Genomic DNA, 25,943 nt, shown 5'->3' on the forward strand with positions numbered 1-25,943 from the left:
TCGAGAAAGGTCCTACTTCACTTCTTCCAATGCCTGATTCAACGGCACGTAAAACTCTTTGAATAAGGCGTCCACGGCCTCTTTCGCCTGGGGCGTGACAAACCCAGCCTCCAACACCAACACCTGATACACCCCGCGCTTGATGGCCTCGGCGCTCAAGTGGGCGGAATTTTCGTTGGTCGTGCACAAAAAACGCACCCAGGAGGTCAGGATAATCCACGCATTGAGGGTCAGCGCCTCGGTTTGCACCGGGTCCATATTCAGGATGCCGGCATCGACAAACCCCTGGTAAATCGCGCCGCCCTGGATCAGGCAGCGCTGGGAAAAACGCCGATAGCCAGTGGCCAGTTCTGGATCGCTTTCCAACAGGTGTTCGAGGTCGCGGTGCAGGAAACGATAACGCCACATGCCGGCCAATACGGCTTGCAGGTAGAAGCGCTTATCCGCCACGGCCATGGCGCGACCTTGAGGCGGGCGCAAGAAACTGTCCACCAGGGCTTCGTATTCGCGAAACAGTACGGCGATGATCGCCTGCTTGTTGGGGAAGTGGTAGTACAGGTTGCCCGGCGAAATCTCCATATGGGCGGCGATGTGGTTGGTGCTCACACTGCGCTCGCCCTGCTGGTTAAAAAGCTCCAGGCTGGTTTGCACAATGCGCTCGCTGGTCTTTACTCGTGGTGCCATAGGGGATCAGCTTCTGTACACGTGATGGGGCATCTTACGGCCTATCCTTGCCAGGATAAATCTGCATGTGGATGCAATGTTATTTGACAATTTAGAGTAATGACTCTAAAAACCCAGGCAGACCTATAACAATCGGGAACGCCGCCATGTCTGCCAACGTTGCCTACTTGCAAGATTCCCAGGCGCTGGATCAACTCCAGACCCTGTTCGATGCGCAACGCTGCGCCTACGCCGCCAACCCGATGCCACCGGCCGCACAGCGCCAACAATGGCTGAAGGCGCTGCGTGATTTGCTCAGCGCCGAGCGCCAGGCGTTGATCAACGCGATCAGCCAGGACTTCAGCCACCGCAGCGCCGACGAAACCCTGTTCGCCGAACTGATGCCCAGCCTGCATGGCATTCACTATGCCAGCAAACACCTGAAGGGCTGGATGAAACCGTCCCGGCGAGCTGTAGGCATTGCCTTCCAACCGGCTTCGGCCAAAGTTATCTACCAGCCCTTGGGCGTTATCGGCGTGATCGTGCCCTGGAATTACCCGCTGTACTTGGCCATCGGTCCGCTGGTCGGCGCGTTGGCGGCGGGCAACCGGGTGATGCTCAAGCTCAGCGAATCTACCCCCGCGACCGGCGAACTGCTCAAGGCGCTGCTGGCAAAGGTCTTCCCGGAAGATTTGGTGTGCGTGGTGCTGGGTGAAGCCGAAGTAGGCATGGCGTTTTCCAAGCTGCCCTTCGACCACCTGTTGTTTACCGGTGCCACCAGCATCGGCAAGCATGTAATGCGTGCAGCGGCCGAACACCTCACGCCGATCACACTCGAGTTGGGCGGCAAGTCGCCAGCCATCGTGTCCGCTGATGTACCGCTCAAGGACGCTGCCGAGCGCATTGCCTTCGGTAAAGCGTTGAACGCCGGCCAGACCTGCGTGGCGCCCGACTACGTGCTGGTGCCGGAAGATCGTGTCGAGGGTTTCGTCGAGGCCTACACCCAGGCCATTCGCGGGTTATATCCGACCCTGGCCGACAACCCGGACTACACCGCCATCATCAACGAGCGACAACTGGCCCGGCTCAACGCTTACGTGAAAGACGCCACCGACAAGGGCGCCACCCTGATCCCGCTGTACGACCAGGGCCAGGCGCGGCGCATGGCTCACAGCCTGCTGCTGAATGTCAGCGATGATATGACCGTGATGCAGGACGAAATCTTCGGCCCGGTGCTGCCGATCGTGCCGTATCGCGGCATCGACCAAGCCTTTGCCTACATCAACCAGCGCCCTCGCCCACTGGCCCTGTATTACTTCGGCTACAACAAGGGCGAGCAAAACCGCGTGCTCCACGAAACCCATTCCGGTGGCGTGTGCCTGAACGACACCTTGCTGCACGTGGCCCAGGACGATATGCCGTTCGGCGGCATCGGCCCCTCGGGCATGGGGCATTACCACGGTCACGAAGGTTTTCTTACCTTCAGCAAAGCCAAGGGTGTGTTGGTGAAACAACGCCTGAACGCGGCGAAGTTGATCTACCCGCCCTACGGCAAATCAATCCAGAAGTTGATCCAGAAGCTGTTCGTTCGCTGATACCGCCACCCACGGGATAACAATAACAATGAACCCTAGCCTGACTGATTCACCTGCGCTTTCACGGCGCGGCGTCTTGAAAATCGGCTTGTGTGCCAGCGCCTTCCTGGCCACCGCCGGGCTCGGCGCCAGCCTCAGCGGTTGCTCCAGCAGCACGCCGGCCAGCGGCTTTGCCATGTTGCGCAGCAGTGACTTGCCCTTCTTGCGCGCGGTTATCCCAGTGCTGCTCGAAGGCGTCGCCAGCGCCCAGGAAGTCGCCCGCGGGATTGAAGACACGCTTAAGAAGCTCGACTTCAGCCTGCAGCGCCTGTCGCCGGAGATGTTCAAGCTCACCCAGCAACTGTTCGACGTGCTGGGCATGGGCATTACCCGTGGGCCGTTGACCGGGATCTGGGGCAGTTGGGAAAACGCCAGCGGCGAACAGATCCGCAACTTTTTGCACCGCTGGGAAAACAGCTACCTGAACCTGCTGCGCATGGGCCAAGGCTCGCTGCTCAAGCTGGTGATCATGGCCTGGTACTTCCAGCCGGCGTCCTGGGCGCATTGCGGCTATCCGGGCCCGCCGAAGATTTAGCCTTGATAACCCAATCAAATGTGGGAGCTGGCTTGCCTGCGATAGCGGTGGATCAGCCATAAATGCACTGCCAGACAGACCGCCATCGCAGGCAAGCCAGCTCCCACATTGACCGCAACTCCGTACAAAAATAAGAGTGCACTTTTATGCCCGTACCTGATTTGTTCCGCGACGGCATGGCCCGTGGCTGGAAAACCCATAACGGCGCCGCCCTCGACAGCGACCTGACCCTGGAAGCCGATGTGGCGATCATCGGCAGCGGCGCAGGTGGCGGCACCACCGCCGAAATCCTCAGCGCTGCTGGCTACAAAGTGCTGCTGATCGAAGAAGGCCCGCTCAAGACCAGCAGCGATTTCAAGCTGCTCGAGGACGAGGCCTACACCAGCCTGTACCAAGAGGGCATCGGCCGCATGAGCAAGGACGGCGCGATTACCATCCTGCAGGGTCGGGCGGTGGGTGGCACCACCTTGATCAACTGGACGTCGAGCTTTCGCACCCCGGACGCCACCCTCGCCCATTGGGCCAGCGAATATGCGGTGAAGGGTCACAGCAGCGCCGAGATGGCGCCCTGGTTTGAAAAGATGGAACAACGCCTGGGCATCGCGCCCTGGGCCCTGCCGCCCAACCCGAACAATGATGTGATCCGCAAAGGTTGCGAAAAGCTCGGCTACAGCTGGCACGTGATCCCGCGCAATGTGCGTGGCTGCTTCAACCTGGGCTATTGCGGCATGGGCTGCCCGGTCAACGCCAAGCAGTCGATGCTGGTGACCACTATTCCCTCCACCCTGGAAAAGGGCGGCGAGCTGCTTTACCTGGCACGCGCCGAACGCCTCGTCTACAACGGCGACACCATCAACAGCCTGGAATGCGTAGCCCTGGACGACCTGTGCGTGGCGCCGACCGGACGTAAGATCACGGTAAAAGCCAAGCATTACGTACTCTCGGGCGGTGGTATCAACAGCCCGGCACTGCTGATGCGCTCAAGTGCTCCGGACCCGCATTCGCGGTTGGGCAAGCGCACCTTCCTGCATCTGGTGAATTTCTCCGCGGGTCTATTCGATGAGGTGATCAACCCGTTCTATGGCGCCCCCCAGTCGATCTATTCCGACCATTTCCAATGGCAGGACGGCACCACCGGCAAAATGTCCTACAAGCTAGAGGCGCCACCCTTACACCCCGCGTTGGCGAGCACCCTACTCGGCGGCTATGGCACCCAGAACGCTCTGGATATGAGCCAATTGCCCAACACCCACGCGATGCTGGCGTTACTGCGCGACGGCTTCCACCCCGACAGCCCGGGCGGCAGCGTGGAATTGCGCGGCGACGGTACGCCAGTGCTCGACTATCAGGTCTCGGATTACGCCTGGGACGGCCTGCGCCGCGCGTTCCACAGCATGGCCGAGATCCAGTTCGCGGCGGGCGCCAAGTCAGTCAAGCCGCTGCACCACGACGCGCGCTACGTGAAAACCCTGGCCGAAGCGCGCAGCCTGATCGACGGCCTCAACCTGGAACTGCACCGCACCTGCCTGGGCAGCGCCCATGTGATGGGCGGTTGTGCCATGGGTGAAGACCCGAAAAACGCCGTGGCCGACAGCCTCGGTCGTCATCACCAACTGCGCAACCTGTCGATCCACGATGGCTCGCTATTCCCCACCAGTATTGGGGCCAATCCACAATTATCGGTGTACGGTTTGACCGCGCAACTGGCGACGGCTTTGGCCGAACGTCTGAAAACAGCATGAAAAAACGCGCGATAAGCGGCATGTATCTACATAAGTCGACTTGGCCGACCGGGATGGCTGCGATACCATCCGGTTCCCCAACGGACTCCGCCAGGACGACGCGATGAACCGAGTGTTGTACCCAGGTACCTTCGACCCGATTACCAAAGGCCATGGCGATCTGGTCGAACGCGCCTCACGCTTGTTCGACCATGTGATCATCGCGGTCGCGGCCAGCCCCAAGAAAAACCCGCTGTTTCCCCTGGAACAGCGCGTGGAGCTGGCGCGTGAGGTCACCAAACACCTGCCCAACGTGGAAGTGGTGGGCTTTGCCACACTGCTGGCGCACTTCGCCAAAGAGCAGAACGCCAATGTGTTCCTGCGTGGCCTGCGCGCGGTGTCGGACTTCGAATATGAATTCCAGCTGGCTAACATGAACCGCCAATTGGCGCCGGACGTGGAAAGCCTGTTCCTCACACCGTCGGAACGTTATTCGTTCATTTCCTCGACGTTGGTCCGTGAAATTGCCGCTTTGGGCGGCGATATCACCAAGTTCGTGCACCCGGCCGTGGCCGATGCGCTGACACTGCGCTTCAAGAAATAAGACCGCTGAATCGGCGCCTGCTCGCACTGCGGGCGCCAATGCGGCACAATTGCGCGCATTAGTTTTCAGATGCCTTGGCTGACAGCCCTGGCAGGAGTTTCCATGTCCCTGATCATCACCGACGATTGCATCAACTGCGACGTCTGCGAACCCGAGTGCCCGAACGCCGCGATTTCCCAAGGCGAAGAGATCTACGTGATCGACCCTAACCTGTGCACCCAGTGCGTCGGCCACTATGACGAACCTCAGTGCCAGCAAGTGTGCCCGGTAGATTGCATTCCGCTGGATGAAGCCCATCCGGAGACGGAAGAGCAGTTGATGGAGAAGTACCGGAAGATTACCGGTAAGGCTTGAGCTTTTTCAGGGCCTGGAAGGGCCTCATCGCAGGCAAGCCAGCTCCCACATTGGATGTGTGAACACATTCAAATGTGGGAGCAGACAGGCCTGAGATGGCGATTTCAGCCATCACACAGGTTCAGCGCTGACACTTAGGGCAAAACACACTCGCCCGCTGCCCCAGCACCACATTGCGCAACTCAGTCCCGCAGACCTTGCACGCCTCGCCGCCGCGGCCATAAACGAACAGCTCCTGTTGGAAATACCCCGGCTGCCCATCACCGCCGATAAAGTCCCGCAGCGTCGTACCACCGCGCTCGATAGCGGCGGCCAGGATGCGCTTGATCTCAATCGCCAGCTTCAAATAACGCGCTCGCGAAATGCCGCCCGCCTCGCGACGCGGATCGATCCCCGCTGCAAACAGCGCTTCCGTCGCGTAAATATTGCCCACGCCCACCACCACCGCGTTGTCCATGATGAACGGCTTCACCGCCATCGACCGTCCACGGGACAGTTGAAACAAGCGATCGCCATCAAACAGGTCCGTCAGCGGCTCTGGCCCCAGGCGAATCAACAGCTCATGGTTGTGCGGGTCCTGGCTCCACAGCATCGCGCCGAAACGCCGCGGGTCGGTGTAACGCAGGGCCAGGCCGGAGTCGAGCTCGATATCCACATGCTCATGCTTGGCGGCCGGCATGCCGACTTCCACCAGGCGCAGGTTGCCCGACATGCCCAGATGGCTGATCAGGGTGCCCACTTCGGCATTGATCAACAGGTACTTGGCCCGCCGCTCCACCAGCACGATGCGCTGCCCGGACAGGCGCACATCAAGGTCTTCCGGGATCGGCCAGCGCAGGCGCCGTTCACGCACCACCACACGGCTGACGCGCTGGCCTTCCAAGTGCGGTGCAATGCCGCGCCGGGTGGTTTCGACTTCTGGTAACTCGGGCATGTGTACCTCGTGAAGGAAGGGTCAGTGCGCGCCCAGCTCGCGGATCGACAACTTCATGCTCTCGAAGTCGTAGTCCGACAGCCCCACGTAGTCCAGCACCAGGTGGCCGATGGTATTCCACTCATGGTCGACCGCCTGGTTGCCCAGCACGCGGTAGGACGAGCAGACGTGCTCGGCCATTTTCAGGATCGCCAGCAGGTTTTTCAGTTGGGAATTGCGCGACGACTCATCGCTGAAAATCGCCAGGGCATTGTGGTGGTTGGCGATGGCATCGGTTACATGTTCCGGCAGGCGCCAGGACTTGGCAGTGTAGTAGCCCACCACCGCATGGTTGGTGTTGAACGCGTTGTTCTCGGTGTCGACTACGCGGGAGTCGGGGCCGGCGTTGGCGTATGCCTGTTCCAGCACCGTCATATAGTTGGGGAAGCGCTTGAGCATCAGCGGCACGCCGCAATCGTGGAACAGGCCCAAGGCATATGCCTCGTCTACGGCTTGCGACCCGGTGCGCTTGGCCAGAGTGAGGCAAGTCATGGCCACATCCTGGGCGGTGTCCCAGAAGCGGTTGAGGGTGACGATGGTGTCGTCGCTCATTTCGCCTTTGATCGACAAGGCGTTGATCAGGTTGATGATCGAACGGCTGCCCAACAGGTTCACTGCGCGCTGGATCGAGGCGATCTTGTTGCTGAGGCCGTAATAGGACGAATTGACAATCTTCAGCAGCGCACCGGACAGGCCCGGGTCCTGGGAGATCAACCGCGCGATCACCTCCAGGTCCGGGTCGGGCATGTACTGCTCCATCTGCAAATCCACCATGATCTGCGGTTGAGGCGGCACGCTGATGCCTTGCAAGGTCTGCTGGATCTGTTCGGCGGAAAGCTCTTGGGACATAAGTACATACTCCGGGCTAGGCGGGGATTCTAACCCCTATGAAGACTTGACCGACACCTCAAAAACCCGAACTGAAACCCGATTCAATGTGGGAACCGGGTTATGTGGGAGCTGGCTTGCCTGCGATAGCATCTCCTCGCAGTAACAGACATACCGAGTCGCCTGCATCGCGGGCAAGCCCGGCTCCCACAGGGGCATCACAGCCCACATGTCCGGCGGCGTCACAGAGTCCTGTGCAACACGGTATACTCCCGCTCTTTTTTCCGGAGCGACGTCATGTCCCTGCCAAGCCTGCGCCTCAAACCCAACGCTGATCGCCGTTTGCGCAACGGCCACCTGTGGGTCTACAGCAACGAAATCGACGTGGCGGCCACCCCACTTCACGGCTTCCAGGCAGGCGACCAGGCTATCCTGGAAGCAGCCGGCGGCAAGACCCTGGGCATCGTGGCCATGAGCCCGAACAACCTGATCTGCGCCCGCCTGCTGTCGCGCGACATCAAGCTGCCTTTGGACAAGTCGCTGCTGGTGCACCGGATCAACGTGGCGCTGTCACTGCGTGATCGCCTGTTCGACAAGCCGTTCTACCGCCTGGTCTACGGCGATTCCGACCTGCTGCCGGGCCTGGTAGTCGACCGTTTCGGCGACATCCTGGTGGTGCAGATCGCTTCGGCGACCATGGAAGCGCATAAGGAAGACGTGATCGCTGCGCTGACCCAAGTGCTCAAGCCGAGCGGCATCCTGTTCAAGAACGACTCCGCCGCGCGCGACGCCGAAGGCCTCAACCGCTACGTCGAAACCGTGTTCGGCCTGGTACCTGAATGGGTCGCCCTGGAAGAAAACGGCGTGAAATTCGAAGCCCCGGTCATCCAGGGCCAGAAAACCGGCTGGTTCTACGACCACCGCATGAACCGCGCCCGCCTGGCCCCGTATGCCAAAGGCAAGCGTGTACTCGACCTTTACAGCTACATCGGCGGCTGGGGCGTGCAAGCAGCAGCTTTCGGCGCCAGTGAAGTGTTCTGCGTCGACGCCTCCGCCTTCGCCCTCGACGGCGTGGAGCGCAACGCGGCACTGAACGGCGTTGCCGAGAAGATGACCTGCATTGAAGGCGACGTCTTCGAAGCCCTCAAAGAGCTGAAAGCCAGCGAAGAACGCTTCGACGTGATCGTCGCTGACCCACCGGCCTTCATCAAACGCAAAAAAGACATGAAAAACGGCGAAGGCGCCTACCGCCGCCTCAACGAGCAAGCCATGCGCCTGCTCAGCAAGGACGGCATCCTGGTCAGCGCGTCGTGCTCCATGCACCTGCCGGAAGACGACCTGCAAAACATCCTGCTGACCAGCGCCCGCCACCTGGATCGCAATATCCAGATGCTAGAGCGTGGTGGCCAGGGTCCGGATCATCCGGTGCACCCGGCGATTGTCGAGACGCGGTATATCAAAAGCATTACGTGCCGGTTGTTGCCCAATAGCTAAGTAACACGCAGATCAAAGGTGGGAGCGGGCTTGCCCGCGATAGCGGTGTATCAGTTACAGATTTTTAATCTGTTACACCGCTATCGCAGGCAAGCCAGCTCCCACATTTTTTTGTGTTGTGCCAGAAGGATTTTTCCTACCGCCGCAAACCACGTGGATCCAAGAGGCCTCCCACAATAGTTTTAATTGAATTCCATTTTTCGCAGACTAGTATCGGTTTCTGGTGTTACTCCGGAAAACAAAAACAATGTCTGGCTCCATGCGCTCCCGCTTCATCCTGATCACCTGCATTTCCCTGATCAGCTTCTTCCCGATCAATATCCTGCTGCCCTCATTCCCCGCCCTGGCCGCCAGGTTCGACACACCTACCGCAGACGTCGCACTGTCCATCAGCCTGTTCACACTGGTCTTTTCGATCTCTCAATTGGTCGCCGGCCCGTTATCGGATAAATGGGGCCGCAAGGAAGTCCTGATCGGCTGCATCACCCTTTCTATCCTGGGTGCTATCGGTTGCGCGCTGGCGCCGGACTACCTGACCTTCCTGCTGTTTCGCAGCGTCCAGGCAATGGGTTGTGGCTTCTTCGTACTCGGCCACGCACTGGTAGAAGACCTGTTCGACGAACAAGACCGCGCTCGCGTACGACTCTATTACATGACCCTCAGCGGCTCATTTGTCGCGCTGTCACCGCTGATCGGCTCATGGCTGCAAACCACCTTCGACTGGCAAGGCAGCTTCTACGGCTTTGCGCTGATGGCGCTGGGCATGTTGATCCACGCGTTCTGCATCCTGCCGTCCAAGTCCGCCAGCCCGCACCGCGCGCCTGTATCGATCTTCGGCACGCTGAAAGCCGTCGCACGTCATCGCGACTTCCTGCGCTACTGGTGGATCGCAGCGCTGGTGTTTGCCTGCTACTTCGCCCTGATCAGCGTGACACCGCTGATTTTCATGGATGCGTTGAAGCTCTCCGAATACCAGTACGCGCTGGTGCTGATGGTGTACGGCGTGGCCTATTTGCTCGGTGGCGTGGCGGCCTCCTATCTGCAAAAACACATTCCATTGGCCCGGCAAATCAATATCGGTCTCGGATTGTTACTTATCGCGGGGGTGCTGCTGACGCTGATCGTCAGCCTTGATGCCATCAACACCGTGAGCCTGTTGATCCCCATGCTGATCAGCGCACTGGCCGTGACGCTGGTTCGGCCCGCGGCGATTTCAGCGGCGATGCTGCTGTTTTCCAGCAGCGCAGGGACGGCGGCATCGGCGGGGAACAGCATCATGTTCCTGACCGCAGCCGCCAGCAGCGCTGCGCTGGCGCAAACCGGGACTCATTTGTTGTTGACCATCGGCGTGAGCTTCATTGTCTTCAGCCTGTGGGGTTGGATGACAAATGCGCGCTCCTGCGGGTAGACGGCCATTCCCTCCAGCCGCCAGCGGTGTAGAATCGGCCTATTCATCGCCAGTCATCCCCCGGCGGGTTTATGAGCTCAAGGCCAATGCGCACGGCGATCCCGTCACGTTTGCGGCAACTTCCGGACACCAGTGCCATTTTTCGGGTGTTCCAGACGTCAATAGAAGCTCACTCCCCTTTGATACCGATTAGCCGCCCGGAGTGCTCCAATGCCTGATTACCGCTCGAAAACATCCACCCATGGCCGCAACATGGCCGGCGCGCGCGCACTGTGGCGTGCCACGGGAATGAAAGATGACGACTTCAAGAAGCCGATCATCGCGATTGCCAACTCGTTCACTCAGTTCGTACCCGGCCACGTCCACCTCAAGGACTTGGGCCAACTGGTCGCCCGCGAGATCGAGCGCGCTGGCGGCGTAGCCAAGGAATTCAACACCATCGCCGTGGATGACGGCATCGCCATGGGCCACGACGGCATGCTGTATTCCCTGCCGAGCCGCGAGATCATCGCCGACTCCGTGGAATACATGGTCAACGCCCACTGCGCCGACGCCATCGTGTGCATCTCCAACTGCGACAAGATCACCCCTGGCATGTTGATGGCCGCCCTGCGCCTGAACATCCCGGTGATCTTCGTCTCCGGCGGGCCGATGGAAGCCGGCAAGACCAAACTCGCGTCCCACGGCCTCGACCTGGTCGACGCCATGGTGATCGCCGCCGATTCCAGCGCTTCTGACGAGAAGGTTGCGGAATACGAGCGCAGCGCTTGCCCAACGTGCGGTTCGTGCTCCGGCATGTTCACCGCCAACTCGATGAACTGCTTGGTGGAAGCCCTGGGCCTGGCCTTGCCGGGCAACGGCTCGACACTGGCCACTCACAGCGACCGCGAGCAGCTGTTCCTGCAGGCCGGCCGCACCATCGTCGAGCTGTGCAAGCGTTACTACACCGAGAACGATGAATCGGTGTTGCCGCGCAATATCGCGAACTTCAAGGCGTTCGAAAACGCCATGACCCTGGACATCGCCATGGGCGGTTCCACCAATACCATCCTGCATTTGCTGGCCGCGGCCCAGGAAGCCGAGATCGATTTCGACCTGCGCGACATCGACCGTCTGTCCCGTCACGTGCCGCAGCTGTGCAAAGTCGCGCCGAACATCCAGAAGTACCACATGGAAGACGTGCACCGCGCCGGCGGGATCTTCTCGATCCTTGGCTCCCTGGCCCGTGGCGGCCTGCTGCACACCGACCTGCCAACCGTGCACAGCAAGACGCTCGCCGAAGGCATCGCCAAGTGGGACATCACCCAGACTGACGATGAAGCGGTGCATCACTTCTTCAAGGCAGGCCCGGCGGGCATCCCGACGCAAACCGCGTTCAGCCAGTCGACCCGTTGGGACACCCTGGATGACGACCGTGAGAACGGCTGCATCCGCAGTGTCGAGCACGCCTACTCCCAGGAAGGCGGCCTGGCCGTGCTGTACGGCAACATCGCCCTCGATGGCTGCGTGGTGAAAACCGCCGGTGTGGATGAATCCATCCACGTCTTCGAAGGCCGCGCCAAGATCTACGAAAGCCAGGACAGCTCGGTTCGCGGCATCCTCGCCGACGAAGTGAAGGAAGGCGACATCGTGATCATCCGCTACGAAGGCCCGAAAGGCGGCCCGGGTATGCAGGAGATGCTGTACCCGACCTCCTACTTGAAATCCAAAGGCCTGGGCAAAGCCTGCGCGCTGCTGACCGACGGTCGTTTCTCCGGCGGCACGTCGGGCCTTTCCATCGGCCACGCTTCGCCAGAAGCCGCTGCCGGTGGCGCGATCGGCCTGGTGCAGGACGGCGACAAGGTGCTGATCGACATTCCGAACCGTTCGATCAACCTGTTGATCAGCGATGAAGAACTGGCGGCACGCCGGGTCGAGCAGGACAAGAAAGGCTGGAAACCGGTGGAGAAGCGTCCGCGCAAAGTCACCACGGCGTTGAAGGCGTATGCGTTGTTGGCGACCAGTGCCGACAAGGGCGCTGTGCGTAACAAAGCGATGCTCGACGGCCTGTAAGCCTCGCGCATACAAATGCCCCGCCATGTGCGGGGCATTTTTTTGCCTGGCCGAATCTCCAATCTACCGGAGATCAAATGTGGGAGCTGGCTTGCCTGCGATGCAGACACTGCGGTGTACCTGATACACCGGGCGATGCCATCGCAGGCAAGCCAGCTCCCACACTGACCGCACTTCGACTGAAAACGCTTACTGAATATCCTCAGGCTTCACAATCACCCAGTTCTTGTCCGCCGTCACCGGCAGCCCTTCCTTGGCCTGCGCCGCTGCGTGCTTGGCGATCATGCCGTTAAGCTGCGTCATGTACTTGTCCTTGCGGTTGATCCACAGGTGGATGCCGCCTTTGGCTACGTCCACATCGTGAAACAGCATGTAGCCGTCGCTGGTCGGGGTATCGCCGCCGACGATCACCGGTTTTTTCCACTCATCGATATAGGTGAGGATCGCCGCGTGCTTACCGGCCATCCAGGTGGCCGGGGTCCACAGGTAGGGGGTCAGTTCCAGGCCGAGGTTGGCCTTCTCGTCATATTTACCGGCGCTGATCTGTTTGCGCGCGGTGGTCAGCTCGCCGGTCTTGCGATCCTTGAGCAAGGTGGTCACGCCGATGACGTTCTCGGGTTTGACGTTGTAGCCGTACTTCGGATCGGCGGCGACCATGCGCACCAGCTCTTCCGAAGCCGCGGTCATCACATACACCTCGATGCCGTTTTCCATCAGTTTGTTGTACAGCTCGGCCTGGCCGGTGAAGACTTTCGGCGGCTGTACCTCGGATTTTTTCACCACGTCGCCTTCGAAATAGCTGACGGGCACGGGCTTGCCGGAGGCCATCAGCTCATCGACCTGCACCTTGAGCTCCTTGAGGGTAAAACCCGAAAACACTTGGGCGACCCACGGGTAGCAGACCATGTCGTCCACTTCGCAAAGGCGATAGTAGTAACTGAACAGGCTTTCCTTATGGTCGGCGGTGTCTTTGAACGGCATCAGTTTGAGCGATGGATCAAGGCTCTCACGGGTGATCAGGCCCTTGTTTTCCATGTAGGGCAGCAGGGACTCTTCGAGGTCGTAGCGGTAGCTGGTGTTGTCCATGTCGAACACCGCGAAATTACCCTTGTTGGCGTTGGCAGTGATCATTTCATTCAGTTGCTTGGCCGCCGGCGCGGGCCAGTGCTTCAGCTCGGTGGCGGCGAACGCCTGGCTGACGAGTCCGAGGCAGAATGCGGCGGCGAGTAATTTCGGCACGAACTTCATAGGCGTTGTCTCCCTGAGTGAAAGACATCGACGCTAACAAATCCCTGTGACAGTTCCCACTTCGGGCACGACCGTACGCGTCCTGATCCCGTCACACTCATACGCCTGAGCGGCAAATGCTTATTCCAAAAACGACACTGACCATTCCATATCGGTATTAAATCAATATATTTCAAGCTGTTAGGCTTCCCGGTTCGCAATCGCAGGCTCACGCGATTGGCTGCCTTCTCAACGGAGCTCTAATGAATCTGCCCCTGATTCTCAACTTACTGGTGTTCGTGGCCCTGTTGCTGGGCCTGGCACAAACCCGTCGCACACACTGGAGCCTCGCCAAGAAGGTTCTATTCGCCCTGGTTCTCGGCGTGGTGTTCGGCACCGTGCTGCACACGATCTACGGCGATGGTAATCCGGTACTCAAGGCGTCCATCGGCTGGTTTGACCTGGTCGGCAACGGCTACGTGCAACTGCTGCAAATGATCGTGATCCCGCTGGTGTTCGCCTCGATCCTCAGCGCCGTGGCGCGTCTGCACAATGCCTCGTCCCTGGGCAAGATCAGTTTCCTGACCATCGGCACGCTGCTGTTCACCACCGCGATTGCCGCGCTGATCGGTATTGGCCTCACCAACCTGTTCGGCCTCACCGCCGAAGGCCTGGTGGCCGGCACCCAGGAAATGGCACGCCTGCAGGTGATCCAGAGCGATTACGCCGGCAAGGTCGCCGACCTGAATATCCCGCAATTGCTGCTGTCGTTCGTGCCGGCCAACCCGTTCGCCGACCTCGCGCGCGCCAAGCCGACGTCGATTATCAGCGTGGTGATTTTCGCGGCCTTCCTGGGCGTTGCCGCGCTGCATCTGCTCAAGGATGACGTGGAAAAAGGTCAAAAAGTACTCAACGCCATCGACACCCTGCAAGCCTGGGTGATGCGCCTGGTGCGCCTGGTCATGAAGCTGACGCCCTACGGCGTATTGGCGCTGATGACCAAAGTGGTCGCCGGCTCCAACCTGCAAGACATCATCAAGCTCGGCAGTTTTGTGGTGGTGTCGTACTTGGCGCTGGGCCTGATGTTTATGGTGCACGGCCTGCTGCTGTCTTTAGCCGGGATCAACCCGCTGCGTTTTTTCCGCAAGGTGTGGCCGGTATTGACGTTTGCCTTCACCAGCCGCTCCAGCGCCGCGTCGATCCCGCTGAGCATTGAAGCGCAGACCCGTCGCCTGGGTATCCCGCAGTCTATCGCCGGTTTCGCCGCCTCGTTTGGCGCGACCATTGGCCAGAACGGTTGCGCGGGCCTTTATCCCGCGATGTTGGCGGTGATGGTCGCGCCAACCGTGGGCATCAACCCGCTGGACCCGCTGTGGATCGCGACGCTGGTGGCGATTGTGACCTTAAGTTCGGCAGGTGTTGCAGGCGTGGGCGGCGGGGCGACATTTGCCGCGCTGATCGTACTGCCGGCCATGGGGTTGCCGGTGTCACTGGTGGCGCTGCTGATTTCCGTGGAGCCGCTGATCGACATGGGCCGCACGGCGTTGAACGTGAACGGTTCGATGACGGCGGGGGCAATTACCAGCCAGATCATGGGCCAGACGGATAAGGAATTGTTGAATGCGGATGAGCATGCGGAATTAGCGCAGGCCTGAAGCCAAGAACTGTAGTGAGCGGGCTTGCCCCGCGCGGGGCGGCTTCGCCACCCAGCGCGGGGCAAGCCCGCTCACTACAAGAAGTTAGATTTTTTCCCAGACCTCGAAGTTGTACGCTGGCTTATCGCCTTCAGCTGGGTTCTCCAGATTTGAAACCAGCTTCCACTGGTCCGCATCAAACTCCGGAAACCATGCGTCCCCTTCCGGGCTCAACGCCACCCGCGTCAAATACAACCGATCCGCCTGCTCCAGCCCCTGCGCATACAACTGCGCCCCACCGATCAGCATCAGCTCATCCACGCCCTGCTCCAGCGCCCACGCCTCAGCGCGTTCAACCGCAGCCTCCAATGACGGAAAAACTTCCGCACCTTCAAGCGCCAGATCGGTCTGACGGCTAACCACAAGATTCAAGCGCCCCGGCAGCGGTCGGCCCAGAGAATCCCAGGTCTTGCGCCCCATGATGATCGGCTTGCCGAGCGTAGTGGCTTTGAAATATTTGAAATCCCCCGGCAAGTGCCAGGGCATGCTGTTGTCGACGCCGATCACGCGGTTTTCACCGAGGGCTGCGATCAGGCTTAAAGGGAGAGTTTTTTTCATGGCGACGAGAATACCAGAGGCGCAGGCCAGCGGTTATGCTCCACGTTCACTTGCTCAACAGGACGGCGCGTGACTGCACTGAACCCCCTGCAAAAACTCTGGCTGACAGAAACCGTGCGCCTGCGTGAAGAACACGCCGGCCCGCTGGAAGACCTGGAAGCCAACCGCCTGGCCCGCTCGGCCGGTGGCGACTTGCCGACGCGCATTCAACAGCGCGCCCTGCACCTGGCCGAGCGTGATGGCCTGACCGCCGCGCTCACGCGCTGGCTGCAAGGTGCGCGACTGGCGCTGGTGCTGCTGGTGATCGTCGCCGTGATCAGTGGCGCCGGCCTGGCCTTTGCGGCAATGGGCAACGGCCTGACCCCGGTGAATGTGTTCTGGGCCTTGGGCAGCCTGCTTGGTTTGAACCTCATCCTGTTGATCAGTTGGGCCCTGGGCCTGCTGTTTGCCGGCGAACACAGCGCCAGTCTTGGGCGCCTGTGGCTGTGGCTCAGCGAGAAGCTCGCGCGTGACGCCAAGGCTGCACAGCTGGCACCAGCGCTGTTGCTGCTGTTGCAGCGCCAGAAACTCAATCGCTGGGCGGTCGGTGTGCTGGTCAACAGCCTGTGGTTGTTGGCGTTGCTCAGCGCCATGGTGATTCTTCTTACGCTACTTGCCACCCGCCGTTACGGCTTCGTGTGGGAAACCACCATTCTTGGCGCCGACACCTTCGTCGCCGTCACCCAGGCCCTCAGCACCTTGCCGGCTATGCTGGGTTTCAACGTGCCGACCGTCGATATGATCCGCGCCAGCGGCGATTCCGCGCTGAATATCGAAAGCGCCCGCCAAGCCTGGGCCGCCTGGCTGGTGGGCGTGCTGCTCGTCTATGGCCTGCTGCCTCGCTTGGCCCTCGCCCTGCTGTGCCTGTGGCGCTGGAAACGCGGGCGCGCCGCCCTGCGCCTGGACCTCAACCTGCCCGGCTACAGCCAGCTGCGCGAACGCCTCATGCCGAGCAGTGAGCGCCTCGGGGTCAACGACGCAGCGCCGGAACAACTGCACCACGTCAGCGGGGGTGTCAGTGAATTGGAAAGCGAAGGCGCGCTGCTGGTCGCCATCGAACTGGACGACCGGCACACTTGGCCGCCCAAACTGCCCGCCAGCGTGAAAAACGCCGGCATTCTCGACAGCCGCGAATCACGCAACAAGCTGCTGGAGCAGCTCACGCGCTTCCCTCCTGCACGCCTGGCCATCGCTTGCGACCCGCGCCGCTCGCCGGACCGTGGCAGCCTCGCGCTGATCGCCGAACTCGCGCGCAGCGCCACCGCCACCCGCGTCTGGCTGCTGCAAGCACCGCCCGGCCAGGCGCTGGACGCCGAGCGCCTGGGCGATTGGCACGCCGCACTGCAACAACTTGAACTGCCCTTCGCCGACTGCGCGCCGCTGAACTGGCTGGAGACCGGTCATGACTAAGCCACTGAAACTCGCCGTGGTGGGCCACACCAATGTCGGCAAGACCTCGCTGCTGCGTACGCTGACCCGTGATGTCGGCTTCGGCGAAGTCTCCCATCGCCCCAGCACCACGCGGCATGTCGAAGGGGCGCGCTTGTCGGTGGATGGCGAAGCCTTGCTGGAGCTGTACGACACGCCCGGCCTGGAAGATGCCATCGCCCTGCTCGACTATTTGGAACGCTTGGATCGCCCCGGCGAACGCCTCGACGGCCCGGCCCGGCTGGCGCGCTTCCTGGAGGGCAGCGAAGCCCGCCAGCGTTTCGAACAGGAGGCCAAGGTGCTGCGCCAACTGTTGGCGTCTGACGCGGGCCTGTATGTGATCGACGCCCGCGAGCCGGTGCTGGCCAAGTACCGCGATGAGCTTCAAGTACTGGCCAGTTGCGGCAAGCCGTTGCTGCCGGTGCTCAACTTTGTCAGCAGCAGCGACCACCGCGAGCCGGATTGGCGTGAAGCCCTGGCCCGCCTCGGTCTGCATGCGCTGGTGCGTTTCGACAGCGTCGCGCCACCGGAAGACGGCGAACGGCGACTGTATGAAAGCCTCGCCCTGCTGCTGGAAAACGCCCGGCCACAATTGGAACGCTTGATTCTTGATCAGGAGGCCCAGCGTCAGGCCCGCCAGCAAAGTGCTGCCCGCTTGATCGCCGAGCTGTTGATCGACTGTGCAGCGTGCCGACGCAGCGTGGTGACTGAAGATGAGCCGCAAGCCATCGGCGACCTGCGCAAAGCCGTGCGTCAACGTGAGCAGAAGTGTGTGGAAGCGCTGCTCAAGCTGTTCGGCTTCCGCCCGCAGGACGCCGCCGCCAGCGACTTGCCGCTGCTGGATGGCCGCTGGGGCGATGACCTGTTCAACCCGGAAACCCTCAAGCAGCTCGGCGTGCGCGTCGGCGGCGGGATCGCCGCAGGCGCGGCGGCGGGTGCAGGCGTGGATTTACTGGTCGGAGGGTTAACGCTGGGCGCCGCCGCACTGGCCGGTGCAATTGCTGGTGGTGCACTGCAAACCGCACGTAGCTACGGCAGCCGCCTGTTGGGCAAGATCAAGGGCCAGCGTGAGCTGACCGTCGACGACGCCGTGCTGCGCTTGCTTGCCCTGCGCCAACGCCAGTTGCTCAAGGCCCTGAACCTGCGCGGCCATGCGGCTATGCACAGCATCAAGGTCGACACGCCCCAGGACAAAACCTGGCGCGAAGGCAAGCTGCCTGACGCGCTGCACAAGGCTCGCGCGCATCCGCAATGGTCTTCTCTTAACCCCCACGCCAAACTCAGTCAGGCCGAGCGTCAGGACCTGGTAGAAAGCTTGGCCACGCAGCTCTGATTTGCGCCAAGGGGTAATTGCTCGTACCACAGCATGGCCAGGAAAGAAGTGGCAAGCGCCCGAACCCACTCTTTGTCCGCTTTGTCTGCGACACCATTTCTATCGACATCACTGTTGGTGAATGACTCAAGCACCCCATTCCCATCAGCGTCATAAGCGGCTGCACTGTAAGCCAGGCTTTGCTTGCGGATAGCGCCCAGCACATCGTGAAACTCCAGTTTTACGGCGTTCGGTGAGCTGGTCTTACCGTAATGATCAACATACACAGACAAACTCCGTTGAGCACTTTCACCCTGGTTAAACCAGTTAAGCTTCAAGAACGTATTCGCAAACTCCTTCAGTAATTGCTTATCCCGAATGTTGCACCGCCCATCACGGTTGATGTCTCCCGCGCACTGCATATCAATAACACCATCGGCGTTCATATCAACGGCCAAGGCCTCGTGACTTAACTCATCCGGCCCGCCTTCATGGCTCTCATAAAAATGCAATATGACCGTATCGGCCCTGCAGTTTCCGCTACGGTCCTGAGCGATCGCTTTTAAATAACGCATACGCCTGTCTCAATAAAGGGATGAGACAAGAACTTAAATCACCCCCATCGACCGGCACAGGTAACAACACCACAGCACACTGTCAGAAATCGCGACGCGGCATCAGTAACTTGCGCGCCTTGGCCTTGAGCACTTCAAGGTCGAGCACCGGCACATGGATTTTCTTGGCCTGCTCATCCCAATAACGCATACGCAAGCTCACCGCGCACAGCGGATCCTGTTCGAAAGCCACGGCCTCTTCGGCGTTCATCACCCCGCCCTGGTAAGCCAACGTACGGCGGCTTGCGTCGCTCAGGCGGGCGTAATAGCCCGGCTGGCTGAAGGTCAGGTAGCGCTTGGCCTGCACGTGATACTCCACCAACCTGGTCATGCGTTCGCTGAACCCTGCACGGCGCAGATAATCCGCCCCCAGCCGCTCATGGCTGACCACGCCATAACCGCCCATGTTCGCGTCGCCCCTGCCGCAGAGATGGCCGATGTCATGGAAAAACGCCGCCAGTACCACTTCGTCATCAAAGCCTTCGGCCATGGCCAGTTGCGCGGCCTGGGACATGTGTTCGATCTGCGACACCGGCTCGCCGATGTAATCCGCCGTGCCGTGCGCCTCGTACAGGCCGAACACTTCGGCTATCGCCTGCTCCGGGCTCATCACGCCGCGCCCCACAATGCAGTGATATTTCGCTCGGCCATCGCCGGCCCCACGCTCATGCCGACACCGGTGTGCATCAATGCCGCACTCACTCCAGGCGCCGCGCGCAGGAACGAGAACGGCGCCGGCCCCCGCGAGCCGTACACACCCTGCCAGCGTTCCAGCACCTGGATCTTGCAGCCCAGGGTCTGCTCAGCCAGTTCGATCATCCAGTCATCGACCTGCTCGGCATTGAACGGCGAAGCATCGCTGCCGTAGTCATGGGAGTCGCCGATGATCAGCTCGCCGTGAGGCGTCGGGCTGATCAGCAGGTGAATCCCGTGTTCATGCAGGTGCGGTGCTTCACGCAGGATCTGCGCCTGTACCGGCGCGGCTTCCGGCAGATCGGCGAATGCGCCGTAGTGCACGCAACTCAGGCCGGTGAGCAACGCGTGTTGCAGGTTCAGATTCACGGCTGGCCGCGCGCGCAGCATTTGCAGGCGGCAGATACTCGGGTTGAGTTCGGCCATCGCTTCGGCCAGCAAGGTTTGGTAGTCGTGACCGGAACAGACAATGATCTGCTCGCCACGAAAGCTGCCCGCCGTGCTGTGCAACTGGCCCGGTTCGACGTCGCGCACCAAGGTGGAAAAGTAAAAATCCACGTTCAGTTCCTGCGCCAGGTAGTTGATCAGCGCCGGGATCGCTTCGCGGGAATACAGTTGCTGATCGTCCTTGCCATGCAGCGCGGCGCGGTGATGGCGGAACTGGCCGCCGTACAGATCCCGCATTGCTGAACCTTGCAGCAGTTCGACGTTGTAGCCGTATTGTTTTGCACGACCGGCGCAGAACGCTTCCAGCAGATGCTCCTCGGCTTCGGTGCGAGCGAACAGGTACGAACCGTTGCGCTTGAGTTGCAGCCCGGCTACCTGGGCCCAATGCCCCCAGATGTCTCGGCTTTCCCGCGCCAGGTCGAGCATCGGTCCCGGCGGTTGGCCGGTGACCAGGGCTTGGCCGAAGTTGCGCACCGAGGCGCCCAATGGTGTGGCGCTACGTTCGAAGACTTTGACCTTGAGGCCGCGCTTGGCGGCAGCATAGGCGTGAGACAGGCCGAGGATGCCGGCACCGATAATCAGCAGGTCGCTGTGGTGTGTCATTGAATGATGTCCTGAATTCGAGACCGCTATCGCAGGCAAGCCAGCTCCCACACGTTGACTTGCGAACACCTTCAAATGTGGGAGCGGGCTTGCCCGCGAAGAGGCCATCAGCCCAAACGAAAATATTACTGACCCGCCACCTTCTCCGACTTGCCGTCATAGCGCTTGCGCCACTCAGCCAAAATGCTGTCGCGGTTTTTCGAGGCCCAGGCAAAGTCGTTCTTGATCAGGCGCTGCTCGTAATCGGCCGGCAATTCAGTCTGCGGCTTGGCAATTCCCGGCTGGGCAAGGACGGCGAAGTTGTCCTTGTACAGGTCCATGGCAGCAGGGCTGGCCGAGAAGTCGGCGAGTTTTTTCGCCGCGTCGGCATGGGCAGAGCCCTTGAGCACGGCGGTGGCTTCAATGTCCCAGCCCAGGCCTTCCTTGGGCAGGATAATGTCCAGCGGCGCGCCTTGGCGCTTCAACTGCACGGCCGGGTATTCGAAAGAAATCCCGATCGGGAACTCACCCGACGCCGCCAACTTGCACGGCTTGGAACCGGAGTGAACGTACTGGCCGATGTTCTGGTGCAGGTCGTCCATGTACTGCCAGCCCTGTTTCTCGCCGAAGGTTTGCAGCCAGGCGCTCACGTCCAGGAAACCGGTGCCGGACGAGGCCGGGTTGGGCATGACGATCTTGCCCTTGTATTCAGGCTTGGTCAGGTCCTGCCAGCTCACCGGCTTGGTCAGGCCCTGTTTCTCGGCTTCGACGGTGTTGAAGCAGATGGTCGCGGCCCACACATCCATGCCGACCCAGGCTGGTGGGTTGGCAGCGTCGCGGTAGTTTTTGCCAATCTTGTCCAGGTCCTTGGGCGCGTAGTTATCCAGCATGCCCTGCTGATCGAGGATCGCCAGGCTCGACGCGGCCAGGCCCCAGACCACATCGGCTTGCGGGCGGTCTTTCTCGGCCAACAGCTTGGCGGTGATGATCCCGGTGGAATCACGCACCCACTTGATTTCAATGTCCGGGTTGGCCTGTTCGAAGGCTTTTTTGTAGGTCTTCAACTGCTCGGCTTCGAGGGCCGTGTACACCGTCAGCTCGGTTTTGGCGAAGGCATTCAGACTGAATGCGGTCAGTACGGCAGCGACCAGCGCCAGGGGCTTGAACATGGAGCACCTCCTTCAGGGATGTTTATTGGCCGGGCGCGGTCTGGCGCCAGGCTTGGGACCGGCGCAACGCGCCACGTGAGGCCCACGCCAGCAGCAGCGAGACGCCGGCCGACGTGAACAGGATCAGGGTCGACATGGCCGCCGCACCGCCCACGTTGCCGGCGTCGTCCATGTTCAACACGGCAACGGCGGCAAGGATGGTGTCGGGGCTGTAGAGGAAGATCGCGGCGGACACGGTGGTCATCGCCGACACAAACAGGTAGCGCACGATGTCCAGCAGCGCCGGCAGGCAGATCGGCACCGTGACGTTCAAGTAATGGCGGTACAACGGCGCCTTGAGCGACAACGCAGCGGCTTCGAATTCGGCGTCGAGCTGGCGCAACGCCGTGGTCGCGGTCATTTGCGCGGTGGTCAAATAGTGAGCAATGGTGCACACCACCAGCAGGGTCATGGTCCCGTAGAACACATGCAGCGGGTTGCCGTTAAGGTTGAAAAAGAACACGTAGCCAAGGCCCAGCACCAGCCCAGGCACCGCCATCGGCACAAAGCTGAGCATGCGCAGCGCCAGGTTCAGGCCCTTCTGGCCCTTGGTCTTTTCCATCAAATACGCGCCCGTGAAGATCAGCACGCTGCCGATCAACGCGGTGCACAGCGCCATGGTCAGGCTGTTGCGATAGGCCAGCCAGCCGCCGCCGGCGGTATCTTCGAACTGGTAGTGATTGAGCGACAGCGACAGGTTGTACGGCCAGAACTTCACCAGCGAGGAATACACTGCCATGCCGAATACCAGCAGCAACACGGCGCAGATCAGCAGCACGATGGCCAGGTAGCAGCCATCTCTTGGGCGCGATGGCAACGGTTGGAAGACTTGAGCACGACCGCTCATGGAATCGCCGTGGCGACGGCGTAGCCAGGCATCCACACCAAAGCTGAACAGTGCTGGCAGCAGCAACACCATGCCGATCAGCGCACCGCGGCCGAACTGTTGTTGGCCAACCACAGCCTTGTAGGCTTCCAGGGCCAGCACCTGATAATCGCCGCCGACCACGACGGGCACGCCGAAGTCGGTGATGGTCAAGGTGAACACCAGACAGAACGCAGCGAACACCGCCTGGCGTGTGGCCGGCCAGGTAATGCTGCGGAACGCCCGGGCCGGGCTGGCCCCCATGCTCGAGGCCGCATCAAACAGCCGCGCATCCGCCAGGGACAGCGCCGACAGCAGAATCATCAAGGCATGTGGGAAGGTGTAGATCACCTCGCCCAGCACAATGCCCCAGAAGCCGTAGATATTGTCCGAGAGCAGCCCGCGCAACATGCCCTGGTTGCCGAACAGATACACCAGCGCAATGCCCGGCAACATCGACGGCGCCATCAGTGGCAGCAGCGACATGCCGCGCCAGATCGCCTTGCCGGGAATCAACGTACGCTGCAATGCGTAGGCAAACAGGTAGGCCAGCGGTACGACGATGGCCCCGACGCTGAGGGAAACTTTCAAGCTATTGCCCAGCAGCCAGTGGAAGTTGTCACTGGTGAGCAGTTCCCGCGCCGCCACCAGGCCGCCGCCCTGCCCGGCTTCGCTGCTGAAACCGCGCCAGAAGATCGCCAGCAATGGCAGCAGTACGGCAACACCCAACAGGCACAGCCAAAGCAATTTGCCGCCGACCACAAAAACACGATCACCCAGCTCGGCGCGGGAGACCTGACGCGGCTCAGGCAATGTCATGACAGCAGCCATCTCAGGCAAACACCTGCAGGCTGCGCGGCGGCAAGGCGACCCAGATATGCTGAGCGCCCAGGCGTGGCATGGCTTCCGGAGCCACTTCGGCCAGCAGCGGATGGCCGGGCAATTGCTCCAGCTCAAAGCTCATGCGGCAGCGGTTGCCGAGAAAGGTGATCTCGCGGACCTTGGCCGGGAACAGGTTTTCTTCGTGCACCGGCGGGTTCACGCTGATCGCTTCCGGGCGGCAAAACAGACGGCCGGACTTGGCGATGCCAGCATCGTCGGCCAAGCGCATGTTCATCCCGCCGACCTGCGCGTGGCTGGCACTGTTGCGACTGAACGGCAGCCAGTTGCCCTGGCCGACAAACTCCGCCACGAACGGGGTGGCCGGGCGGTCATAGATCTCCTGGGGCGTGGCGTATTGCTCGACCTTGCCGTTGTTCATCACCGCGATGCGGTCGGCCATCAGCATGGCTTCGTCCTGGTTGTGGGTGACCATCAGCGTGGTGATGCCCAGGCGGCGTTGCAGTTGGCGCAGCTCGGTGCACAGATGTTCGCGCACGCGGGCGTCGAGGGCCGACATCGGTTCGTCCAGCAACAGCAATGAGGGCGCCGGCGCCAATGCCCGGGCGAGCGCAACGCGTTGCTGCTGGCCGCCGGAGAGTTGGCCCGGGTATTTCTTTTCACTGCCGACCAGGCCGACCAGTTCGAGCATCTGCCCGACGCGCTTGCGCACTTCATCGCGGCCGCTGCCGGCGAGGCCGTAGCCGATATTCGCTTCGACAGTCAGGTTGGGAAACAGCGCGTAGGACTGGAACAGAATGCCGTAGTCCCGCGCCTGGGGTGGCAGCAGGGAAACATCGCGGCTGCCCAGGTAAAGTTCGCCGCTGTCCTGGCGCTCCAGGCCAGCGATGCAACGTAACAAGGTGGTCTTGCCGCAGCCGGACGGGCCCAGCAGGCACACCAGCTCGCCAGCGGCGACGTCCAGGGAGACGTTATCCAGCGCGGTAAAAGCGCCGAAGCGTTTCTGGATACCGCGCACCTTCATTGGCGCGCCGGGTTGGGTCAGGGCTGTGTTCATGGAGGCACCTCATCAAACTGATGAAGGCCATGCTAGGCAGGCAATGCGTCGCTGGTGTGGCAGGAAGGCAAAAGGCAGTGATAGTGGTATTCGTGGATTTGGGTAGGACGAATGGAGATGGACTGCCTGGGCAGGCCTCATCGCGGGCAAGCCCGGCTCCCACAGTGTTGATCTGTGAACACATTCAACGGTGGGAGCTGGCTTGCCTGCGATGGCGATTCAAAGGCCACCAAACAACCTTAAATCGGTGACATCTCTTGTGCCAACCCCAGAAACGCCGCCGGCAACCGCGCGCCTTTGCGCTCCTTGAGGCAGTACAAATACTCCGGGATCTGCGGCGCATTCTCGATGGTCAACACCCGCAACTGCGGATCATGCGGCACTTCCTGGCGGGCAATGATGCTGATGCCAATATTGCGCAGCACCGCCTCGCGAATCGATTCCCGGCTGCCGATTTCCAACAGCGGGCCGTAACTTACGCTTGCGCCCTGTAGCATTTCTTCGGTCAGGCGCCGCGTGGTGGAGCCGGCTTCACGCATCAACAAGGTATGCCCGGCCAACGCAGTGAGCGGTACATGATCGAGCTTGGCCAGTGGATGATTGCGATGCACCGCCAGCACCAAAGGGTCGGTGCCCAGCACGCGGCGAATAAGGCGCGGGTCTTCCAGCAGCTGCGACGACGCAGCGACATCAACGCGGTAATCGTCCAGCGCTTCAAGCACCTGCTGGGAGTTGCCGATTTCCACCGACACCTCCACCTGCGGCAGGCGTTCGCGAAAGGCTTTGACCAGGTCGAGGATGTAATACGGCGCCGTCGCGGCGATCCTCAGCGCACCCTGGACCTGGCCACTGTTGCGCAGGAAAAACTCGATGTCCGCTTCCTGCTGCAACAGCGCCTTGACCATCGGCAGCAGGCGCGCACCTTCGTCGCTGACAGTGAGGCGACGGCCGCCCCGGTAGAACAGCTCAACACCGTATTGGCTTTCAAGATTGCGGATCTGGGTGGTAACGGTGGGTTGGCTCAGGCCGAGCTTCTTCGCCGCCTGGGTAATACTGCCCAGGCGGGCGACCATGAAAAAAGCCTTCAACTCGGCACTCAGCACACCACCCTCA

At 61.1% G+C, this 25,943-nt stretch carries 23 protein-coding genes; 11 read left to right on the forward strand and 12 right to left on the reverse strand.

Annotation, left to right across the window (positions count from 1 at the left end; genetic code table 11):
• Window positions 1-12: 12 nt before the first annotated feature.
• On the reverse strand, window positions 13-684 hold the full coding sequence (locus tag AB4O35_RS04210; RefSeq protein ID WP_065871966.1) for a TetR/AcrR family transcriptional regulator: 672 nt from the start codon (window positions 682-684) through the stop codon (window positions 13-15).
• A 146-nt stretch (window positions 685-830) separates the two neighbouring features.
• On the opposite strand from AB4O35_RS04210, the gene AB4O35_RS04215 reads away from it, so the two are divergent.
• The 5 genes from AB4O35_RS04215 to AB4O35_RS04235 all read left to right on the forward strand — a co-directional run bounded on the left by AB4O35_RS04215 (window position 831) and on the right by AB4O35_RS04235 (window position 5,511).
• Complete coding sequence (locus AB4O35_RS04215; RefSeq protein ID WP_065946121.1) at window positions 831-2,258, forward strand: coniferyl aldehyde dehydrogenase; 1,428 nt, start codon at window positions 831-833, stop codon at window positions 2,256-2,258.
• A 28-nt stretch (window positions 2,259-2,286) separates the two neighbouring features.
• On the forward strand, window positions 2,287-2,832 hold the full coding sequence (locus AB4O35_RS04220; RefSeq protein ID WP_065871968.1) for a twin-arginine translocation pathway signal protein: 546 nt from the start codon (window positions 2,287-2,289) through the stop codon (window positions 2,830-2,832).
• Window positions 2,833-2,978: 146 nt separating this feature from the next.
• A complete protein-coding gene (locus AB4O35_RS04225; RefSeq protein ID WP_065871969.1) occupies window positions 2,979-4,574 on the forward strand; it encodes a GMC family oxidoreductase in 1,596 nt (531 codons plus the stop codon).
• 103 nt (window positions 4,575-4,677) lie between these two features.
• On the forward strand, window positions 4,678-5,157 hold the full coding sequence (coaD, locus tag AB4O35_RS04230; RefSeq protein WP_049711086.1) for a pantetheine-phosphate adenylyltransferase: 480 nt from the start codon (window positions 4,678-4,680) through the stop codon (window positions 5,155-5,157).
• 102 nt (window positions 5,158-5,259) lie between these two features.
• Window positions 5,260-5,511: a YfhL family 4Fe-4S dicluster ferredoxin gene (locus AB4O35_RS04235; protein WP_003195146.1), complete on the forward strand. Its 252-nt coding sequence runs from the start codon at window positions 5,260-5,262 to the stop codon at window positions 5,509-5,511.
• Between the two features lie 121 nt (window positions 5,512-5,632).
• On the opposite strand, the gene mutM is transcribed toward AB4O35_RS04235, so the two are convergent.
• The gene (gene mutM / locus AB4O35_RS04240; protein ID WP_065946122.1) at window positions 5,633-6,445 is read right to left on the reverse strand and encodes a bifunctional DNA-formamidopyrimidine glycosylase/DNA-(apurinic or apyrimidinic site) lyase; all 813 of its coding nucleotides are present in this window, start codon (window positions 6,443-6,445) and stop codon (window positions 5,633-5,635) included.
• A 21-nt stretch (window positions 6,446-6,466) separates the two neighbouring features.
• Window positions 6,467-7,279: an HDOD domain-containing protein gene (locus tag AB4O35_RS04245; protein ID WP_175403042.1), complete on the reverse strand. Its 813-nt coding sequence runs from the start codon at window positions 7,277-7,279 to the stop codon at window positions 6,467-6,469.
• Between the two features lie 330 nt (window positions 7,280-7,609).
• Between AB4O35_RS04245 and AB4O35_RS04250 the strand changes: the two genes are divergently transcribed.
• The 3 genes from AB4O35_RS04250 to ilvD all read left to right on the forward strand — a co-directional run bounded on the left by AB4O35_RS04250 (window position 7,610) and on the right by ilvD (window position 12,266).
• Entirely contained in the window at window positions 7,610-8,806 is a 1,197-nt protein-coding gene (locus tag AB4O35_RS04250; RefSeq protein WP_049711083.1) for a class I SAM-dependent rRNA methyltransferase, read from the forward strand.
• Between the two features lie 247 nt (window positions 8,807-9,053).
• Window positions 9,054-10,214: an MFS transporter gene (locus AB4O35_RS04255; RefSeq protein ID WP_065891350.1), complete on the forward strand. Its 1,161-nt coding sequence runs from the start codon at window positions 9,054-9,056 to the stop codon at window positions 10,212-10,214.
• A 210-nt stretch (window positions 10,215-10,424) separates the two neighbouring features.
• Entirely contained in the window at window positions 10,425-12,266 is a 1,842-nt protein-coding gene (ilvD, locus tag AB4O35_RS04260) for a dihydroxy-acid dehydratase (protein ID WP_065871973.1), read from the forward strand.
• Window positions 12,267-12,455: 189 nt separating this feature from the next.
• On the opposite strand, the gene AB4O35_RS04265 is transcribed toward ilvD, so the two are convergent.
• The gene (locus AB4O35_RS04265) at window positions 12,456-13,514 is read right to left on the reverse strand and encodes an HAD family hydrolase (protein ID WP_065871974.1); all 1,059 of its coding nucleotides are present in this window, start codon (window positions 13,512-13,514) and stop codon (window positions 12,456-12,458) included.
• 242 nt (window positions 13,515-13,756) lie between these two features.
• On the opposite strand from AB4O35_RS04265, the gene AB4O35_RS04270 reads away from it, so the two are divergent.
• On the forward strand, window positions 13,757-15,148 hold the full coding sequence (locus AB4O35_RS04270; protein WP_065946123.1) for an L-cystine transporter: 1,392 nt from the start codon (window positions 13,757-13,759) through the stop codon (window positions 15,146-15,148).
• A gap of 84 nt (window positions 15,149-15,232) precedes the next feature.
• Here AB4O35_RS04270 and AB4O35_RS04275 read toward each other — a convergent pair whose 3' ends face one another.
• Window positions 15,233-15,745: a dihydrofolate reductase gene (locus AB4O35_RS04275; RefSeq protein WP_065871976.1), complete on the reverse strand. Its 513-nt coding sequence runs from the start codon at window positions 15,743-15,745 to the stop codon at window positions 15,233-15,235.
• 69 nt (window positions 15,746-15,814) lie between these two features.
• Here AB4O35_RS04275 and AB4O35_RS04280 point away from each other — a divergent pair, with 69 nt between their 5' ends.
• Together AB4O35_RS04280 and AB4O35_RS04285 are read left to right on the forward strand one after the other, a co-directional pair.
• Entirely contained in the window at window positions 15,815-17,194 is a 1,380-nt protein-coding gene (locus tag AB4O35_RS04280) for a DUF2868 domain-containing protein (RefSeq protein WP_065891349.1), read from the forward strand.
• Complete coding sequence (locus AB4O35_RS04285; protein WP_065874382.1) at window positions 17,187-18,545, forward strand: DUF3482 domain-containing protein; 1,359 nt, start codon at window positions 17,187-17,189, stop codon at window positions 18,543-18,545. Before AB4O35_RS04280 ends, AB4O35_RS04285 begins: the two co-directional genes overlap by 8 nt.
• Here the strand turns inward: AB4O35_RS04285 and AB4O35_RS04290 are convergent.
• The 7 genes from AB4O35_RS04290 to AB4O35_RS04320 form a co-directional block, all read right to left on the reverse strand.
• Window positions 18,509-19,099 (reverse strand): hypothetical protein, encoded by a 591-nt coding sequence (locus tag AB4O35_RS04290; RefSeq protein WP_065874383.1) that lies wholly within the window; start codon window positions 19,097-19,099, stop codon window positions 18,509-18,511. The two genes, AB4O35_RS04285 and AB4O35_RS04290, sit on opposite strands and share 37 nt — an antisense overlap.
• A gap of 82 nt (window positions 19,100-19,181) precedes the next feature.
• On the reverse strand, window positions 19,182-19,748 hold the full coding sequence (locus tag AB4O35_RS04295) for a phosphonate degradation HD-domain oxygenase (protein WP_065874384.1): 567 nt from the start codon (window positions 19,746-19,748) through the stop codon (window positions 19,182-19,184).
• Complete coding sequence (locus tag AB4O35_RS04300) at window positions 19,748-20,881, reverse strand: TIGR03364 family FAD-dependent oxidoreductase (RefSeq protein WP_065874385.1); 1,134 nt, start codon at window positions 20,879-20,881, stop codon at window positions 19,748-19,750. Before AB4O35_RS04300 ends, AB4O35_RS04295 begins: the two co-directional genes overlap by 1 nt.
• 125 nt (window positions 20,882-21,006) lie before the next feature.
• The gene (locus tag AB4O35_RS04305) at window positions 21,007-22,029 is read right to left on the reverse strand and encodes a putative 2-aminoethylphosphonate ABC transporter substrate-binding protein (RefSeq protein ID WP_049711073.1); all 1,023 of its coding nucleotides are present in this window, start codon (window positions 22,027-22,029) and stop codon (window positions 21,007-21,009) included.
• Between the two features lie 22 nt (window positions 22,030-22,051).
• Window positions 22,052-23,764, reverse strand: a complete 1,713-nt coding sequence (locus AB4O35_RS04310; RefSeq protein WP_065874386.1) for a putative 2-aminoethylphosphonate ABC transporter permease subunit — start codon at window positions 23,762-23,764, stop codon at window positions 22,052-22,054.
• 1 nt (window position 23,765) lies between these two features.
• Window positions 23,766-24,830: a putative 2-aminoethylphosphonate ABC transporter ATP-binding protein gene (locus AB4O35_RS04315; RefSeq protein WP_065874387.1), complete on the reverse strand. Its 1,065-nt coding sequence runs from the start codon at window positions 24,828-24,830 to the stop codon at window positions 23,766-23,768.
• Between the two features lie 239 nt (window positions 24,831-25,069).
• The gene (locus tag AB4O35_RS04320; protein WP_065874388.1) at window positions 25,070-25,933 is read right to left on the reverse strand and encodes a LysR family transcriptional regulator; all 864 of its coding nucleotides are present in this window, start codon (window positions 25,931-25,933) and stop codon (window positions 25,070-25,072) included.
• Window positions 25,934-25,943: the final 10 nt, after the last annotated feature.

It is taken from the genome of Pseudomonas sp. H1_A03 (assembly GCF_054685145.1).

Bases quoted from the DNA above. Each gene is read 5' to 3' on its own strand.
- AB4O35_RS04210 (WP_065871966.1), bottom strand. From the start codon at position 684: ATGGCACCACGAGTAAAGACCAGCGAGCGCATTGTGCAAACCAGCCTG.
- AB4O35_RS04215 (WP_065946121.1), top strand. From the start codon at position 831: ATGTCTGCCAACGTTGCCTACTTGCAAGATTCCCAGGCGCTGGATCAA.
- AB4O35_RS04220 (WP_065871968.1), top strand. From the start codon at position 2,287: ATGAACCCTAGCCTGACTGATTCACCTGCGCTTTCACGGCGCGGCGTC.
- AB4O35_RS04225 (WP_065871969.1), top strand. From the start codon at position 2,979: ATGCCCGTACCTGATTTGTTCCGCGACGGCATGGCCCGTGGCTGGAAA.
- coaD (WP_049711086.1), top strand. From the start codon at position 4,678: ATGAACCGAGTGTTGTACCCAGGTACCTTCGACCCGATTACCAAAGGC.
- AB4O35_RS04235 (WP_003195146.1), top strand. From the start codon at position 5,260: ATGTCCCTGATCATCACCGACGATTGCATCAACTGCGACGTCTGCGAA.
- mutM (WP_065946122.1), bottom strand. From the start codon at position 6,445: ATGCCCGAGTTACCAGAAGTCGAAACCACCCGGCGCGGCATTGCACCG.
- AB4O35_RS04250 (WP_049711083.1), top strand. From the start codon at position 7,610: ATGTCCCTGCCAAGCCTGCGCCTCAAACCCAACGCTGATCGCCGTTTG.
- AB4O35_RS04255 (WP_065891350.1), top strand. From the start codon at position 9,054: ATGTCTGGCTCCATGCGCTCCCGCTTCATCCTGATCACCTGCATTTCC.
- ilvD (WP_065871973.1), top strand. From the start codon at position 10,425: ATGCCTGATTACCGCTCGAAAACATCCACCCATGGCCGCAACATGGCC.
- AB4O35_RS04265 (WP_065871974.1), bottom strand. From the start codon at position 13,514: ATGAAGTTCGTGCCGAAATTACTCGCCGCCGCATTCTGCCTCGGACTC.
- AB4O35_RS04270 (WP_065946123.1), top strand. From the start codon at position 13,757: ATGAATCTGCCCCTGATTCTCAACTTACTGGTGTTCGTGGCCCTGTTG.
- AB4O35_RS04275 (WP_065871976.1), bottom strand. From the start codon at position 15,745: ATGAAAAAAACTCTCCCTTTAAGCCTGATCGCAGCCCTCGGTGAAAAC.
- AB4O35_RS04285 (WP_065874382.1), top strand. From the start codon at position 17,187: ATGACTAAGCCACTGAAACTCGCCGTGGTGGGCCACACCAATGTCGGC.
- AB4O35_RS04290 (WP_065874383.1), bottom strand. From the start codon at position 19,099: ATGCGTTATTTAAAAGCGATCGCTCAGGACCGTAGCGGAAACTGCAGG.
- AB4O35_RS04295 (WP_065874384.1), bottom strand. From the start codon at position 19,748: ATGAGCCCGGAGCAGGCGATAGCCGAAGTGTTCGGCCTGTACGAGGCG.
- AB4O35_RS04300 (WP_065874385.1), bottom strand. From the start codon at position 20,881: ATGACACACCACAGCGACCTGCTGATTATCGGTGCCGGCATCCTCGGC.
- AB4O35_RS04305 (WP_049711073.1), bottom strand. From the start codon at position 22,029: ATGTTCAAGCCCCTGGCGCTGGTCGCTGCCGTACTGACCGCATTCAGT.
- AB4O35_RS04310 (WP_065874386.1), bottom strand. From the start codon at position 23,764: ATGGCTGCTGTCATGACATTGCCTGAGCCGCGTCAGGTCTCCCGCGCC.
- AB4O35_RS04315 (WP_065874387.1), bottom strand. From the start codon at position 24,830: ATGAACACAGCCCTGACCCAACCCGGCGCGCCAATGAAGGTGCGCGGT.